Consider the following 15,869-nt stretch of genomic DNA (forward strand, 5'->3'; position numbering starts at 1 on the left):
ATAATTGATGTTTTTCATTTATTTTATCATATAACTAGAATATATGTGTACGAACGTTTGTTTTTGAAGGTGATTTGCACAGTAAATGGTCAGCGCGTGACGCACTGCCCAGTTCATGTTAGCTATAAATATTTAAGAAATTTACCAAACGAAAAAAAAGGCAAAAGAAGCCCTAGTCATTGTCTATTTTCAGTATTGGCGTTTTTTTATGTTTTAAACGTCTAATAACCGCGACTCAGCTGCTTTTTAATGCAACTAACCTTTAGTCATAAATGTTTAAGAAATTTACTAAGCAGAAAAAAAGGCAAAAGAAACCCTGTGTTAGCTAGTTGTCACTCTCCAATCCTGCAAATTGGCGTTCTATACTGTCTCAAACGCTTTATAAGCGCGTTTCAGCTTATATAGGTAAAAACCTAGAAATGTTGTGAAGACATAAGGTCCACATAGTGCAAAAAATTAAAAATAAGACGCCAACTACGTTGTTTTCTTGCTGTTTAATCTGCACAGATGAAGATAACTGAATACCTTCAGTTTCATGATAAGGGGGCTGGCGGAGTTTGTCAAGGAATTTTTGCATTTAATTCGTTTCTGCGAGCTACCTGGATAAGAAGTTTTCCTACTGAAATTTTGAAAAATGTAATCTACTTCTATATTCAAATATATCAAGCAGTAATTCAAAATTAGCCATTGCGCCTTTTGCGTTATTATACGCGAGATTGAGCAGCTCTTTGTCCTGATATAAATCAGCAAATTTAAATTCCATACATCCTGATTGTTTTGTGCCTAAAATATCTCCACTGCCTCTTAGCATCATATCCCTTTCAGCAATGTAAAATCCGTCCTGTGACTCACACATGATCTTTAACTTTGAAGATGAGCTTTTACTTAAATTATCGTATAATAATACACAAAAAGATGGCTTGTTTCCTCGCCCTACTCTGCCTCTTAACTGATGTAATTGCGATAACCCAAATTGCTCTGCATTTTCTATAATCATAATGGTTGCATCTGGCACATCTATACCAACTTCTATCACAGTGGTTGCAACAAGCAAAGAAAATTCATTTCTTTTGAAGGAAAACATAACTTGATCTTTCTGCTCCTGAGTCAATTTTCCGTGTATTATCCCGACTCTATCAAAAAATGTTTTTTGTAATTCCTGAAAACGCATCTCTGCTGCAGCAATATTGGTCTCTTCGTTTTCTTCTATATATGGACAAATCCAATATGCTTTTTCGCCCCTGTTTATAGCAACTTTTAGCTTTTCAATAACATCTGGCACCCTACTAATGTTCATAGTTACAGTTTTTATTGGCAATCTGGATTTTGGTTTTTCTCTCAAAATTGAACATTCAACGTCACCATACATAGCTTGCTGCAAGGTTCTTGGAATGGGAGTTGCAGTAACGAAAAGTATATCGGCATTTTCTCCTTTTCCTACCAAGCGATTTCTCTGCATCACTCCAAATCGCTGTTGCTCGTCTATGACTGCAAGCCCTAAATTTTTAAATGTAACGTTAGCTTGAAATAACGCGTGGGTGCCAATCACTATATTTAAAACACCACTTGCAAGTTCGTTCATGATAATCTTTCTTTCCTTGCGCGAAGTTTTACCAGTAAGCAGCGCAACTTTTATATCGGTACAGGATAAAACTTCCTCAATCCAATTATAATGTTGCTCCGCCAAGATAGTAGTCGGTGCCATTAGAGCTACCTGCATGTTGTTTTCTACCACATTTAGCATCGCAAAAAGTGCAACTACGGTTTTGCCACTACCAACATCACCTTGCAGCAAGCTCATCATGCGATACTTGGATTTTTGCCTCTCTGAAATTTCATCTATTGCACGAATTTGATCGTTTGTTAATTGAAACGATAATTCATTTAAAACTTGCTCTTTATATTTATTCAATACTATAAATTCTCTTCCCCTTTTTTTTACATGATTTTCTCTTGCAAGTTTCAGTGCTAGCTGATACGCAAACAATTCATCATAAGCAAGCCTTTTTCTACAAACCTCGGCTTCCGCCAATGAGCTTGGTCTGTGCAACTTTATTATGCTTTCCCTCCAACTTAGCCATTTTTTTTGCTTGATTAATGTATCATCTATCCACTCTGGCAAATCAGGCAATTCTTTCAGGTTAGAGCTTATTATGTTCCCAATGCTCTTATTGGTAATGCCACGGCATAATTGGTAGACTGGCTCTATGCGAGCTATTTCTTTAAATTGGTTGATGTCAAGCGACACGTAATCTGGATGAGTAATCTGCCAATGCTCAGCAAATTTTTCGAGTTTGCCACTGATGATTACATAGGCTCCAACTGGAAATAGTTTATATAAATACTTAACTGAGTGATTAAAAAAGACTATGAATATACACTGACTCTCACTTTCAACGACTATTTTATATGGTCTACCTCTAAAAGTGGGCGACTGATGCTCATAAACTTTTGCAATAAAAGTTATAAATTCTCCAGCTTGAGCATCGGGCAGTGACTTACTTCTATCTATATAACCAAGCGGCCTATAAAACAGCAGGTCCACCACTTTGTTCCCACCACAGAGTTTAGGTAATATTGCGGAATGGAACTTAAGCATATTTTCCAGCTTGCCATTTAGAAAAGCCAGCACATCTAATTGCTCATTGAGATTCATACATGTGTAAAACTGTTTATCAATAATAGAGCCTTTTTAAAATCTTGTCACCTTATGGTCAGGTATGCACTATAGCTAGCACAGCTCTCTAACATCATACCACCGCGGTGCTAACAAGCAGCGGGATGACGGTTGTCGGTAAGCCTAAGTTACCCCTAACTATATTTGCTATCATAGGGCTTATAGCAGGTATTTTATTGAATTATTAATAATTTGTGATATAATTAATTATGATGTTAATAGGTCTATGATAGAAATGAATAGTACCAATCCAGTAGTTACATTAAGGGCTCAAGCAGAAGAGTTTGATTTTAGCAAATTAAGAGCTGGTAAAGATAATGCTGAAGCCAATTCTGGTTATCAGGCGTATAAAGATTTTCCAAGAATGGATTTTGTTATTAATAAAAAAGATATAGACCAAAACTTTATTAATCAATTATATGCAAAACACGCTAGCTTGATTGAAAACAACAAAAATGGAGAAAAGAATTATCGCCCATTTGCAAAAGAAGTTTTTAAGGAAATGTTCAAATATGCTGAAGCAAAAGTTCCAAGTGATTCTATCCTAGAAGAACTAGTTACCAATTGTAATCAGGCAGGGCATGAAGCTGGTGTATTGATAGAATCTCAACTTGCACTTGGCCAACATTCATTTCTAGTATTCTCCCCTAAAAGAGTAATGAATATTGATTATATTGACCAAAATAATGTAAGTATTAGATCGGATATGAAATTACCGATATTTTTCCAAAGGAGCGATGGTAAAGCCGGTGACAAGGTGTGTGATCTATCCAGTTCAATTGAATTCACAATTGAATCTCAAAATGATAAAGATGATGTAACATATAAAGATGGTAAATTGTCACTTACTGCTCCTCGAGAACTGAAAAATTACAAAATTGATGGCAAAAATTTATTTGATATTATTAAAGAGTATTTCCAGAAATTTTGCGAGAAGTTAGGATTTGAGTTTGAAGCAGAGATAGAACATAGTTTAGGTAATCCACTAGAAGTAAACAGCCATCTGGAAAATATGGAACCGCCCATTCATAGCAATGAGCATGGAAATACACCTGGAAACTAACAATTAAAATATTTCAAGCGCTGTTAGCTCATTTGCACAATCAATTACTTCAGAACTTGGGAACTGGTTTTTAAACCAAGTGTACTGGCGTTTTGCGTAGTGTCTTGTGTTTGTTTGAGCAATCTGTATCGCTTCGTCTAAAGTAATCTCACCTTTCAAATACTTTACAATTTCTGGCACTCCATGTGCTTTCATAGCTGGCAAATGTGGAGCTAAGTTCATACTAAGTAGCTTTTTTACTTCATCAATTGCTCCATTTTCGATCATTTTGATAAAACGAGAATTTATTTTTTGGTATACATCCTCACGTTTAGGCAAAATTGTATATATCTTAAAATTATCGAATAAAGGAGGCTGTCTATTTTCTTGCCATACAAAGATTGTCTTACCAGTTTCAGTGATAACTTCAAGTGCCCTTGAAAGGCGGTGCGAGTCATTCATGAATACTTTACCTTGAATCCTTGGATCTTTGGTTAGCACTAATTTGTAAAACTCCTCTTTACTTAAATTTTTCCTTAATTCGCTTACATTTTTCCTTACTTTCTGACTTATTTGTGGCATTGATGATAAGCCTTTGATTAAACTGCTGATGTAAAGCCCGCTTCCTCCAGTGATGATAGGTATTTGAGCATTTTCTAATGCGTGATTAACTTCTTTTTCTAAATCCTCTAACCATAGACCCACGGAATAATTTTCTTTTGCTGAAACATAACCATATAATTTATAAAATTCTTCTTGCTTTAGTGGTTGAGCAGTAATTATGGGAATTTCTTCATATACCTGCTTTGAATCACAATTTATTATGCTGATATTATTATATTTTTTTATCAGGTTATCACACAATTCTGATTTACCTGAAGCTGTAATTCCTGTAATAATTACTATATTATTTTTCATTTATATTAATTTAATTAACATATGATAGAGTGTAGTAAAAATTTGGGTCCTACAATCTAAAGTTTGGAGATTTTTATGGCAGAAAACAACGACAATAATTCATTTATTAAGCGTTTCACAAACAGGACTCCTGGCGGTACAGGGGAAGGTTTTTCCAGTAAGTATTCGTCTCAAAACACCAAAGAACGGGCATTAGGGGAAAAAGGGAAAATTTCTGAATTAGCAAACAAAAAAACCGAATCCAAGGAAGCTTTTTCTGAAAGTGGCGGCATAAAAAGTAAAAGCAGAACTGTCAATGAAAGATCTTTTGCTGATGCAACAAAAAGAAGTAGGTCAGATCTTATATATTTAGTCCGTGGTAAAGATCGTGGAAAATCAGCGTGGCATTATGTATTAGTTGATAAAGAGAAAAGAGAAATGTTTCTAGCAAAAAGCAGAACTGGCTCTATAGATCTTGCAGACTATGGAGAGATTTTGTATTCAGGATGGGGAGAGGATCCACCACAGGCAATAGTTGATAAAGTCAATGAAGAGTTTGGGTTGTAGCAAGTCTGCATAACAAATGGTAAGCTGCGTTGCATTGCGTTCACAAAAACTAGCAGTTACTATATAAGATACAATGCAACAAAACTGATCTAGTTGTTATGAATAAGTTTTTAGCTATATGGTATCTAAAATAATAAATGCAATACAGAACAACTTGTTAGTGTGTTTTCCAACAGAAACAGTGTATGCTCTTGCTTGTAATGCATTAAATAATGAATCTATAGGAAAAATATATCAGATAAAGAAACGCTCTCAAAATAAACCACTGTCTATATTTGTTAGTGATATTTGCAGCTTGATGAGAATAGCAAAGCTAGAGAAAAAGTATATTGGTTTAGTAAATCACTTTTCTCCTGGACCGATTACCTATATTTTACCACTTAAAAACAATAATATATTGCCAAACGAATTCTTTAAAGATAGTATAGGCATCAGAATCCCTGAGCATCCTATTGCAATTTCAATACTGAACAAACTGAAAGTTCCAATAGTTGCAACTAGTATAAATATTTCAGGAGAAAAAAGTGTATGTAAGGCAGACGATATACCACAATCCATTAAGCAACATTTATCTGCAGTGATTGAAGATGATGAATTAGTTTCTGGTATAGAATCTACTATTATTGACTTAACCGAAGATAAGATTAAGGTTTTAAGGGAAGGTGCAATTTTATTACAAACAGTAACCAATGCATTTTCAAACTAAGATCTATAGGAGAAAGAATGAAAAAAGTAATAGGTCACAACCAGGCCAAAAAAAAATTAATGAACAACTTATCTGTTCAGTCTTGGCTGATCTGTGGTAAAAAAGGTATAGGAAAAGCAACACTTGCAAAATCCTTCTCCAATTGGTTACTCATAAAAAGCTATAATGAAGTAGCATTGGACTTACACATTGTTGAAGGTGATACTATCGGAATAGAAAAAGTCAGAGAAATGAAAAACTTTCTACACTTAAGTCCCATTCAATCAGAACACAAAATATCTATAATAGATAGCTTAGAGGCAATGACTAATAACGCTAAAAACGCAATATTGAAAATATTAGAAGAGCCGCCAAAAAATTCTAAGATATTTATAATTAGCCATAAGCCATATGATATACAAACTACTATCCAGTGTAGGTGCTTTCAGCTAAATTTACTTCCATTAACTTATGACGAAACAAAGCAAGTTGCTTCATCTCAATGTAAATTTGATGATCAAACGTTTGACGAAATGATTACTTTATTTCCTGGAATGCCAGGAATGATAATAAATGCAATAAGTAGTGATGCTTATGAAGCATACAAATGCTTTTATAAATTTCTTCATGATTTAAAGAATCCCAATATGATTAATAAAGTAATTAATAGCGAAATCGAACTAGAACTAGCATCATATATAATTCAGGCCTTCATTTTAGAAAGCATAAAGAGAGAGGTAAATGGTGTTGAAATTTTACTAGGTCAGTGGAAAAAAATAGATGAACTTTTCGTTGTTGCTAAGCAACTTCACTTAGATAAAAAGCATGTTTTAGCTAATGTAGTTAATATCATGACATAAGTTTACAAAGTATAATACTTTTAACATAAATTCATGATAAAATTCTGTTAATTTAATACTCGAAGTATATAATTTGACTGATAATAAATTAACTGTATGGCAATCAATAGAAGTTTTGACGAAAGCCATACTAAACATGCAGAAAGAATTAAGTTCAATCAAGAATATAGCTTTAGACCAGGACGTCACCTTAGAAAAAGGAAAGGAGTTGTTAAGCGGCATTTATGAAGCAAATTTTAAGCTAAACAAGGCAATCAATATAGCTACTTTGCCAAAAATTGGCTATCATATGCTAAATGGTGAGCTTGTTGTACGTAATCATATCACGGAAGAGGAAGTAAAGATTCCTAGAGATTTTCATTACCTTAAAGTCGTTAAATCCGATCATGATGATTATAAATTAACGTTTTGTAATTTTTTAGGTAATGAGTTCTTTGAATATAAAAAGTATGATCCACAATATTCTGGCGTTTCAGATGAATATAAGTTTGTGGATTTTGGTAGTGTAAAAAAGACTCATAATCTAAAATTTAAGGAATACGTTGGTCATGCACCTAAGTTTTTTGCTGCAGAAGGGCCTATTGAGCCTGGATCTCAAAACCATGCAATTGATCTATTTGAGCTAGTCAAAAGTGGTAAAGGTAGCAAAGTGGGAACCCTCGCTGATGAATTTGGTTATTTTGATGATCAAAATAAATTACATTATTATAATTATCACAAAAGTGCTGAAAGTAATATTTACAATCCTGAAAATTTCAGTGTAAAAATGATCAATGTAGATGTGAGCAAAATCGATAAATTCTACCTTATTGCGGAACAAGGTGATATAATCATTCATCCTATTTTGGAAAATTTAGACATATTTTAAAGTTTTTTAGAGTATCTAATCTTATTGTTATTATAATTGGGTTTGGTAGCATTGTGTTATGGAAGATAAATTGCTTGAATCAGTAAAAAACAAAAGTTATTTCAGTAAAGCAGTCGAATGGTACTGCCATAGGTATCTGTTTTGTGTAGCAGAAAGATCTTGGATGGCATTAATAGTATCGCTTCTCCTAGTATGCTTATGTTTATTAATATTAAACATATACCTGTTATTTCCTGTTAAAAAAGATTTAAATTTTGTGAAGTACATGAACCACACAGAAGATGAGTTCTCTGCAATGCATAAGCTTAGTTTCAGTAAAAAGGAAGATGAATACACTTCCACAGCGAGGTACTTAATAAGTAAATACATTGAAATATACGAGTCCATTAAGATCGTTGAACCGAAGTACCAAGAAAATTTTATAAGAAACAATTCTATACATAAAATCTATCAAGGCTTTCAGGAAAAAACGAACAATAAAGCTGTTAGTTCACCTTCATCCAAAAGAAAAACTGCCAACATAAATGTAATAACATTATCTATTGATCGATCGACCAAGGACTTAGTTACATTTGCTGGAAATGCTACTGTAGTTTTTACAACCGAGCAAAATAAGGAGGTGAAAGATCATACTGTGGAGATTAGCTTCACTTTGTCGAGTATAAAAGCAACTCTGGCTGGTATAATACCATTTAAATTTATTGTTAATGGTTATAAATACAGATTTTAAAATATTACTTGGTAGCTAAAAAAAATAACTAAAGTGCATGTAGCAGTAATAACTGGAGGTAAAACTAGAAGAATTGGCGTTTTTTTAATAAAGTAATTCTGAGAAGGTTTTAAGAAAAAGGCATTGTAAATTATCGGTAAAAAGTACAGAGCGTTAAGTATAGTACTAACAATTAACACTAGAGTTACAAACACAGAAAGTATTACATTGCCAGAGTTGAAAACAGCTTGAAAAATGAGAAATTTACCCCAAAAAGTCGGAGCAGGCGGCACCCCTATCATAGACAATGCACCTATAGCAAATGCTGTCATGTTAATTGGCATACTGCGTCCTATACCGTGAATCTTATCTATATATTTCTCACCTGTTTTCGTTATTATTGCTCCGGCAATGAAAAACAAAGTGATTTTTGCAAATGCGTGGCAAACTAATTGAAAAATTGCAACCCTCATGCTGAGCTCACTAAAAATTGAAGCAAATAATATAATATACGACAATTGAGAGATGGTAGAGTAAGCAAGCAATTTCTTTAATTCTTTTTGCTTTAATGCAATCAATGATGCAGTAATAATAGTAAATCCAGCAGCGTACGGAAGCCACCCTCCAGCAAACCAATTTTGCTGCACAAAACGTTGTATGTTATCGACGCCGAAAGTGTATAATATAACTTTTATGATGATGAAAACTCCGGATTTCACAACAGCAACAGCATGTAATAGTGCACTCACAGGAGTTGGTGCAACCATTGCTTTTGGTAACCAAAAATGCATTGGCATTAATGCAGCTTTTCCTATTCCATAAATCAGCATAGCAAAACACACTGCAATGAAAGTGATGAGTGAAGTATCAAATTTGAATATTCCACCACTTACAAAGTCTAAAGTATGAAATTCATTATATAAAATGCCTATTGCAGGAAAAAATAATACTAAAGAAGAGAAAAATAGCACGCCAAAGTAATAGCGCCCTGCAATCATTGATTCATTTGTTGAGTTGTGAGTAACCAGAGGGTATGTACTAATAGTTAGAAGCTCATAAAAAACAAATGTAGTGAGCAAATCTCCAGAAAAAGCAATAAACATTGCACAGCTAATCGATATTGAAAAAAAGCATAGAAAACTTGAGTGATTGCTATCAGCATAGTTATTCTGCATATAACATATTGCATATATACTGGTTAGTATCCATAAAAACGATATTAATAAACTGAATATTACTCCGGTAGACTCTAGCTTTAAACTAATGTGCAAATTATTACCAAAATCCATGAGAATAAATTGAGAATGATCACCATATACCCAATATAAAGTGCACAGACACGTATACGTAAACAGAAGTACAGAAGAAATGACAGTAATACTATTGTTCACTCCGGGCCATTTACCAGTAAAAAAGATAACAAAAGCACTTAAAAGCGGAATCAATGCAGTAATTAATAAGTAATTCTCAGTAATTAAAAATGGTAAGGAAAGATACATTAAGATATAGTCCATTAAATTTTCTGTTTAGGTAAAGCTAGAATTATACTCAAATCATAGAAAAACCGCCATGTTTTTTTGGCAAACTAGTTGTTTGTGTATGCTATAGCTATACCGCCGCGGTATCTCTAGATCCCGCTAACACGTAGCGGGATGACGAATTTGTCGTTACGTCATCCCGCGATTCATTCGCGGTATCTCATCCGCTAACTAGTAGCGGGATATGAGGTTATCGTCATACCGCTGCGAACCTTCATACCGTGATTTATTCACGGTATCTCTTAGCATAGATCCCGCTAACACGTAGCGGGATGACGAACTTGTCGTTACGTCATCCCGCGATTCATTCGCGGCATCTCATCCGCTAACACGTAGCGGGATGACAAGCTTATCGTCATGCCACCGCGAACCGTCATACCGCCGCGGCGCTAATTAGTAGCGGAATGAAGGTTTTTCAAATTGTCGGTAAACCTAAGTCAGTTTAGCTATATAGATAGCATAAAGTCAACTGCATAAATTGAAACAATATCTGCTAGACGCAAATTATAACAAATGCAGTAGCGTAATCTCCATCGTCACTCAGAGAAAGATGAATCTTGTAGTCCTTTGAGATGAAATCCTTTCTGACAGCAATATATGGTTTTCCTCTTACATCGCTATATATTTCTATATCTTTCATTATAATGCCCTGGCTAAATCCAGTACCTCGTGCTTTAACAAAAGCTTCTTTTGCTGCAAAGCGTTTGGCAAAATACCTTGCTCGCATTTCTTGACTATTATGCTTTCTACTTAGCTCTATTTCTTTTTCAGTGTAGATTCTATTGAGAAATTTTTCCCCGTATTTTTGTAATATTCTCAATACTCTTGGTATATATACTATGTCAGTGCCGATACCGCGTATCATTTTGTGCTAAAGCGATTTATTGCTTCCTCAATCTGCATTTCTTTTACCTCTCCAGTTGCTCTATTTTTTACTTCAACTATATTTTCATCTATTGCCTTTTTTCCAACAATTATTTGCCACGGCAAGCCTATCAGATCCATTCTAGAAAATTTTACTCCTATACTTCTTTCCGTATCATCGTAAAGCACTTCATCACTTTTCAAAGCTTTGTATATTTTATCTGCAGCCTCCGTTACTTTCGTTTGTAAATTGATTAAACCAATTCTGAAAGGAGCTACCGCTTCTGGCCAGATAATTCCCTTATCATCATGAAAAGCTTCTATTATTGCACCGACAAGCCTTGAAACCCCAATGCCATACGAACCCATATGCATGTTGACATTTTTTCCATCTTGAGAAGTAACACTTGCCTTCATAGGCTTTGAGTATTTGTCGCCAAAATAAAAAATATGCCCTATTTCAATACCTTTACTAACATTTAACTGCTCTTGCGGCACAAGGCAAGTTTTAGGGTCGTGCATATCATCTGCAACTGCATATATATTCTTCAAACTTTCAACATCTTCACTTTCCAGTAGTTCAGAAAATTTATTGTCATAATATAAAGTGCTCTCACCAGTGTTTGCCAATATATGAAACTCGTGGCTCAAATTTCCTCCAATTGGCCCAGTGTCCGCTCTCACTCCAATTGGAGTAAGTCCCATGCGTTTGAAGATTTTTATGTAAGTTTTGTACATCAAATTATATGAATTCAGTGCACCTTCGTAATCTACATCAAAACTGTATACATCCTTCATCAGAAATTCCCTACCCCTCATAACACCATAACGTGGTCTTACCTCATCACGGAATTTCCACTGGATATGATACAAACAAAGTGGCAAATCTTTGTAACTTTTTACCACATCTCTAATTAGATCAGTTGCTACCTCCTCATGCGTTGGACCGAAAAGCATGTCTTCCTCATGCCTATCCCTTATACGTAGCATTTCCTTACCGTAATCATCGTAACGTCCCGATTCTCGCCAAAGATTTGCTGGTTGCACACAAGGCATTAATGCTTCAATTGCACCAGATTTATCCATTTCATCTCTGATAATGTCTTCAATATTCTTAAGCACGCGCAGACCAAGCGGCAACCACGTATAGATGCCAGATGCTATCTGCTTTATTAAACCTGCACGTAAAGAATATTGATGGGAGATAATTTTAGCATGGGTAGGCTTTTCCTTTAGAGTTGGTAGGTAATATTTGGATAAACGCATATAATAGACCTGATTGTATTAAGTAATCTTAATACAATCAGACCTGTAGGTAAACTTATTTTGAAAAAGAAGGGAAGTGTGTGGTACTTCCCTTGATAATTTTATAGCTACCGTGGTCTTGGTACAACATTTTCATCCCGCTAACACGTAGCGGGATGACGATTGTCAGGGTGTCATCCCAGCGCCCCTATGATGTCATCCCAGTGCCCAGACACTGGGATCCAGGAAACTTAACTCTACACCAAGTAAATGTACAATAAGAACTAGATTCCAGTGTCAAGCACTGGAATGACAAGTTCTCGGCAACCCCTACATCATACCGCCGCGGTATCTCTTAGCCGCTAACAAGTAGCGGGATGACGATTGTCAGGGTGTCATCCCAGCGCCCCTATGATGTCATCCGAGTAGCTGACACTGGGATGGCTTTGTTGCATCGCTCAAGTGAAAAGAACTGGCAGTTACTGACAAAATTCATTATAAATAGCCATTTAACTGTTGAAGAAAAAATATGCCACAAAAAATGAGAGTCAGTAACTGCCATGAATATAACAAATTTCTCCAAGAAAGAGGAAGCATTTTTTGTTATACCAATGACGCCATAGAAAATTGGTACGAGAATTGTCCAAAAATGCAGGGCGGCAACTATATTTATAGTGATAAAGTTGTGATTTTGGTGCATATAATCGTCAGTTTCTTTAGAATTGGTTTAAGACAAACAGTCGGGTTTATAAAAGGGTATTTGCAACAAATAGGAAGAGATTTGGCAGTTATCAGCTATTCACAAGCATCAAAAGAAACTTAATATTAAGATAAATGATTGCAGAATTGATAAAAATAATATGGAAGATATCGAAATTGCTATAGACAGTACAGGAATTAGTATATACAACAACACACAGCAAGGAAAATAGCACTGACAGAAAATATCGTGGCTATGAGCAAACGAGAAAATTGCACGTAATGTTGAATATAAACAACAAAAAAGCCATAGCTGTAAAATACAGTAACGGTGTCTACTCTGATCACTATGGAGCTTGTGATTTGCTAAAAGAAGTTGATTTTCAGCATGCCATAAAAGCACTATATGCAGATAGAGCATGTGATAGGCACAAGTTTTATAAGTTGTGTAACGAATATGATATAAAGACAAAAATTCCACCAATAAACAATGCGGCAGAACATCCAGAAATAGATTATATGTCTGACAGGAATGCTGCTATTAGGTTAATAAAATTATACGGTGAAGATGGCATGAAAGAATGGAAAAAAGAAGTAAATTATGGGAAAAGATCTTATATTGAAGGGTTTTTCTCAAGATTAAAGCAAATATTCGGATTTAGTTTTAGGAATAAATCTGAGATAAATCGAGAAAAAGAACTGCTAATCAAATGCTATTTGCTTAATAAATTCACTGATATTGGTATGGCTAAATTTGAGATAGTTACATGAATTTACCATAAATCACCATCTCATAAAGTGTGATGCAACAAAGCCATCCCAGTGTCTGGGCACTGGGATGACACCGTCATAAAGGAACTAGTGTCAGCTACTTGGATGACAGGAGAATGACACCCTCCTGGTAGGCCCAAATTGCAATGTTCGTACAGTTGTGGACGTCGAGCCTATCCTAGTGTTGCATATCAAGCTCATACTCAGTATGTAAATCTTTGACCAAAGCTACAACGTATTCTTTTTGAACAATTATACTGATTTTGATTTCGGATGTTGTGATAGCAAGTATTTCTATCTTTTTTTCGCTTAAAACCTTGAGTGTGCGGTGCATCACTTCAGTGTTAGACATAACACCAATACCAATTATTGAAATTTTAGCTACATTATCGTTTATAGCATAATTTTCATTCTTATTCAGTAACTTTTCCATTAAATCAATATCAAATTTGGAGATAACAAAACTTGACCCATGTATCATATCAATTTTAACGTTTGCCCCTACTATATCTCTTAAAGTACGCAAGTTATTTGCAAGGTTAGTGAAAGTTACAAGAGCTTCATTAGTGCTATAAGCTATTCCAGTAATTAAGTATCTCTCTAGTACATCCCTTTTGTGTAGTACTGTGGTGCCTTCTACTTCTTTAAAAGTGGATAGCACTTGCACTTTAATGTTATGCTTCATTGCAAGTTGTACTGAACGATTATGCAGTATTTTAGCACCAGATGACGACATTTCCAAAATTTCATCGTAAGAGATAAATTTGAGCTTGCGTGCCTTTGGAACAATTCTCGGGTCTGCTGTATATATTCCATCAATATCAGTAAAAATTTCGCAAGTTCTAACACCAAAGGCTACCGTGAAGGCAACTGCTGATATATCAGAGCCTCCTCTTCCAAAAGTAGTGATTCTATCATCATTTATACCCTGAAAACCAGCGATGATCGCAGCAGTATAACCCTCAGCAAAAGATCTTTTCACACGGTCAATCTTTATTGTTTTTATTTTAGACTCAGAATAAAAATCATCAGTTACAATCGGTAACTGCCAGGCAAGCCACGATTTAGCATTAACTCCGATCGATTGGAGAGTGATAGCTAATAGACCGCAAGAAATTTGTTCTCCTGCTGAAAGCATAACGTCATACTCTGATAACTCTTGTCTGCAACTTAAATTTGAGATTTGCCTAGCCTGAAAAGCCATTTGGTCAGTAAATCCTGCAACAGCAGATACAACAACGATTACATTACAACCTTTCTCAATATCGTTTTTTATCAAATTTGCAACTCGGTTTAAATCAGTTAGCGAAGTCCCACCAAATTTTTTTATGATTATTTTGTCCATAGTTACAATATAACTCTCTTCTGAAGAAAAATATAGTTTTTGTAGAGATAGAGGTTGTCCGGAAACTAGAATTAAGGTAGAGTATAAGATGTATGGTTCCAGAGTGTGATGGTGTGGGTCTATTATAAATAATTCAGGAGACTTTGTCAACTGAGAACATATAAATTCAAAAGGCGTAAGACCCCTAAGAGCTTTGAGTCTCTTTGCATAATTGTAGGCCATAACAAAGTCATAAAGATGCTCCTTAAGTTGCTGATGCGAACGATAGTAATATTTCTTAACTGTAGCATTCTTTAAAGTTTTATTCATACGTTCAACTTGTCCATTTGTCCAAGAATGGCTAACTTTTGTCAGACGATGTTCAATGTTATTTTCTTCACAAACTCTATCAAATATGTGTTGGAAGGCGTATTTATGGCGCTTCTGATTTGTAAATTGTATGCCATTATCTGTCAAAATAGTGTGGATTTTATACGGTAAAATTCTAATCAGATTACCTAAAAACTCAGCAGCTATGGGTTTTGTAGCACTTTTGTGCAACTCAACGTAGGTGAATTTGATCTATTGCAACAAACAAATACAGCTTTCCTTCTTCTGTTCTAACTTCCGCGATATCAATATGGAAATAGCCTATAGGATATTGTTTGAATTTCTTTCTTGATTTAACTTCACCATCGACATCTGGTAGTCTGCTAATGTTGTGCCTTTGTAAACAACGATGTAAGCTGGAGCGACTCAAATGTGGGATTGAGGTTTGCAAAGCGTAGAGACAGTCATCTAATGGCAATAGAGTATGCTTACGAAATGCAACACTCCTCTTCTAAAGTTAAAACAGTTGATCTTGGATGCTTTGGACCCATACCAGCATCTTTGGTAAATGAGCGTTTTCTCCACTTAATAATAGTTTTTGGTTTAAGGTTATAACACTTGGAGAGTTTTGCTATGCTCTCTTTACTATTTTGTATTGCTCTACGAATTGTCTCTGTTGTTCTGGCGCACCCATGTAATACTTCTCCCATAATTCCTCCCTTGATGGTATTTTTTTCTCACATTTTATCATACCATCACACTCTGGAACTGTGCATCTAATACAATTATAGAA

12 protein-coding genes and 2 pseudogenes are annotated in these 15,869 nt (G+C 35.0%); 7 read left to right on the top strand and 7 right to left on the bottom strand.

Annotated features, from left to right (window positions below):
* Positions 1–616: 616 nt before the first annotated feature.
* A complete protein-coding gene (gene recG / locus OOK84_RS00055) occupies positions 617–2,656 on the bottom strand; it encodes an ATP-dependent DNA helicase RecG (protein WP_264731762.1) in 2,040 nt (679 codons plus the stop codon).
* Between the two features lie 247 nt (positions 2,657–2,903).
* Here recG and OOK84_RS00060 point away from each other — a divergent pair, with 247 nt between their 5' ends.
* A complete protein-coding gene (locus OOK84_RS00060) occupies positions 2,904–3,740 on the top strand; it encodes a hypothetical protein (protein ID WP_264731763.1) in 837 nt (278 codons plus the stop codon).
* A gap of 3 nt (positions 3,741–3,743) precedes the next feature.
* On the opposite strand, the gene miaA is transcribed toward OOK84_RS00060, so the two are convergent.
* The gene (gene miaA / locus OOK84_RS00065; protein ID WP_264731764.1) at positions 3,744–4,637 is read right to left on the bottom strand and encodes a tRNA (adenosine(37)-N6)-dimethylallyltransferase MiaA; all 894 of its coding nucleotides are present in this window, start codon (positions 4,635–4,637) and stop codon (positions 3,744–3,746) included.
* 75 nt (positions 4,638–4,712) lie between these two features.
* Between miaA and OOK84_RS00070 the strand changes: the two genes are divergently transcribed.
* The 5 genes from OOK84_RS00070 (at position 4,713) to OOK84_RS00090 (ending at position 8,326) form a co-directional block, all read left to right on the top strand.
* Complete coding sequence (locus OOK84_RS00070) at positions 4,713–5,183, top strand: hypothetical protein (RefSeq protein ID WP_264731765.1); 471 nt, start codon at positions 4,713–4,715, stop codon at positions 5,181–5,183.
* 118 nt (positions 5,184–5,301) lie between these two features.
* Positions 5,302–5,889, top strand: coding sequence for an L-threonylcarbamoyladenylate synthase (locus tag OOK84_RS00075; protein ID WP_253309491.1), 588 nt, complete (start codon positions 5,302–5,304; stop codon positions 5,887–5,889).
* A 17-nt stretch (positions 5,890–5,906) separates the two neighbouring features.
* Positions 5,907–6,728: a DNA polymerase III subunit delta' gene (locus tag OOK84_RS00080; RefSeq protein WP_264731766.1), complete on the top strand. Its 822-nt coding sequence runs from the start codon at positions 5,907–5,909 to the stop codon at positions 6,726–6,728.
* A gap of 73 nt (positions 6,729–6,801) precedes the next feature.
* Positions 6,802–7,596, top strand: a complete 795-nt coding sequence (locus OOK84_RS00085; RefSeq protein WP_253309489.1) for a hypothetical protein — start codon at positions 6,802–6,804, stop codon at positions 7,594–7,596.
* Between the two features lie 58 nt (positions 7,597–7,654).
* On the top strand, positions 7,655–8,326 hold the full coding sequence (locus tag OOK84_RS00090; protein WP_264688215.1) for a VirB8/TrbF family protein: 672 nt from the start codon (positions 7,655–7,657) through the stop codon (positions 8,324–8,326).
* Here the strand turns inward: OOK84_RS00090 and OOK84_RS00095 are convergent.
* From OOK84_RS00095 to proS, 3 genes are all read right to left on the bottom strand, one after another.
* On the bottom strand, positions 8,323–9,819 hold the full coding sequence (locus OOK84_RS00095; RefSeq protein ID WP_264731767.1) for a proton-conducting transporter transmembrane domain-containing protein: 1,497 nt from the start codon (positions 9,817–9,819) through the stop codon (positions 8,323–8,325). The two genes, OOK84_RS00090 and OOK84_RS00095, sit on opposite strands and share 4 nt — an antisense overlap.
* 517 nt (positions 9,820–10,336) lie before the next feature.
* Complete coding sequence (locus tag OOK84_RS00100; RefSeq protein WP_264731768.1) at positions 10,337–10,708, bottom strand: holo-[acyl-carrier-protein] synthase; 372 nt, start codon at positions 10,706–10,708, stop codon at positions 10,337–10,339.
* A complete protein-coding gene (gene proS / locus OOK84_RS00105) occupies positions 10,705–11,973 on the bottom strand; it encodes a proline--tRNA ligase (protein ID WP_264731769.1) in 1,269 nt (422 codons plus the stop codon). The genes OOK84_RS00100 and proS overlap by 4 nt, the downstream gene beginning before the upstream one ends.
* A gap of 508 nt (positions 11,974–12,481) precedes the next feature.
* Between proS and OOK84_RS06785 the strand changes: the two are divergent.
* A pseudogene (locus OOK84_RS06785) lies at positions 12,482–13,422 on the top strand (IS5 family transposase).
* A 178-nt stretch (positions 13,423–13,600) separates the two neighbouring features.
* Here OOK84_RS06785 and OOK84_RS00120 read toward each other — a convergent pair.
* A complete protein-coding gene (locus OOK84_RS00120) occupies positions 13,601–14,767 on the bottom strand; it encodes an aspartate kinase (protein ID WP_264732611.1) in 1,167 nt (388 codons plus the stop codon).
* 90 nt (positions 14,768–14,857) lie between these two features.
* Positions 14,858–15,786: pseudogene (locus OOK84_RS00125) on the bottom strand (IS481 family transposase); the annotation flags it as partial.
* Between the last annotated feature and the right edge of the window lie 83 nt (positions 15,787–15,869).

Source organism: Wolbachia endosymbiont (group A) of Sphaerophoria taeniata, from assembly GCF_947250735.1.
Taxonomy (GTDB): domain Bacteria; phylum Pseudomonadota; class Alphaproteobacteria; order Rickettsiales; family Anaplasmataceae; genus Wolbachia.

Excerpts from the sequence above, each read along its gene's own strand:
- proS (WP_264731769.1), bottom strand. The coding sequence starts at position 11,973 with ATGCGTTTATCCAAATATTACCTACCAACTCTAAAGGAAAAGCCTACC.
- OOK84_RS00100 (WP_264731768.1), bottom strand. The coding sequence starts at position 10,708 with ATGATACGCGGTATCGGCACTGACATAGTATATATACCAAGAGTATTG.
- OOK84_RS00070 (WP_264731765.1), top strand. The coding sequence starts at position 4,713 with ATGGCAGAAAACAACGACAATAATTCATTTATTAAGCGTTTCACAAAC.
- miaA (WP_264731764.1), bottom strand. The coding sequence starts at position 4,637 with ATGAAAAATAATATAGTAATTATTACAGGAATTACAGCTTCAGGTAAA.
- OOK84_RS00095 (WP_264731767.1), bottom strand. The coding sequence starts at position 9,819 with ATGGACTATATCTTAATGTATCTTTCCTTACCATTTTTAATTACTGAG.
- OOK84_RS00090 (WP_264688215.1), top strand. The coding sequence starts at position 7,655 with ATGGAAGATAAATTGCTTGAATCAGTAAAAAACAAAAGTTATTTCAGT.
- OOK84_RS00060 (WP_264731763.1), top strand. The coding sequence starts at position 2,904 with ATGATAGAAATGAATAGTACCAATCCAGTAGTTACATTAAGGGCTCAA.
- recG (WP_264731762.1), bottom strand. The coding sequence starts at position 2,656 with ATGAATCTCAATGAGCAATTAGATGTGCTGGCTTTTCTAAATGGCAAG.
- OOK84_RS00075 (WP_253309491.1), top strand. The coding sequence starts at position 5,302 with ATGGTATCTAAAATAATAAATGCAATACAGAACAACTTGTTAGTGTGT.
- OOK84_RS00120 (WP_264732611.1), bottom strand. The coding sequence starts at position 14,767 with ATGGACAAAATAATCATAAAAAAATTTGGTGGGACTTCGCTAACTGAT.
- OOK84_RS00080 (WP_264731766.1), top strand. The coding sequence starts at position 5,907 with ATGAAAAAAGTAATAGGTCACAACCAGGCCAAAAAAAAATTAATGAAC.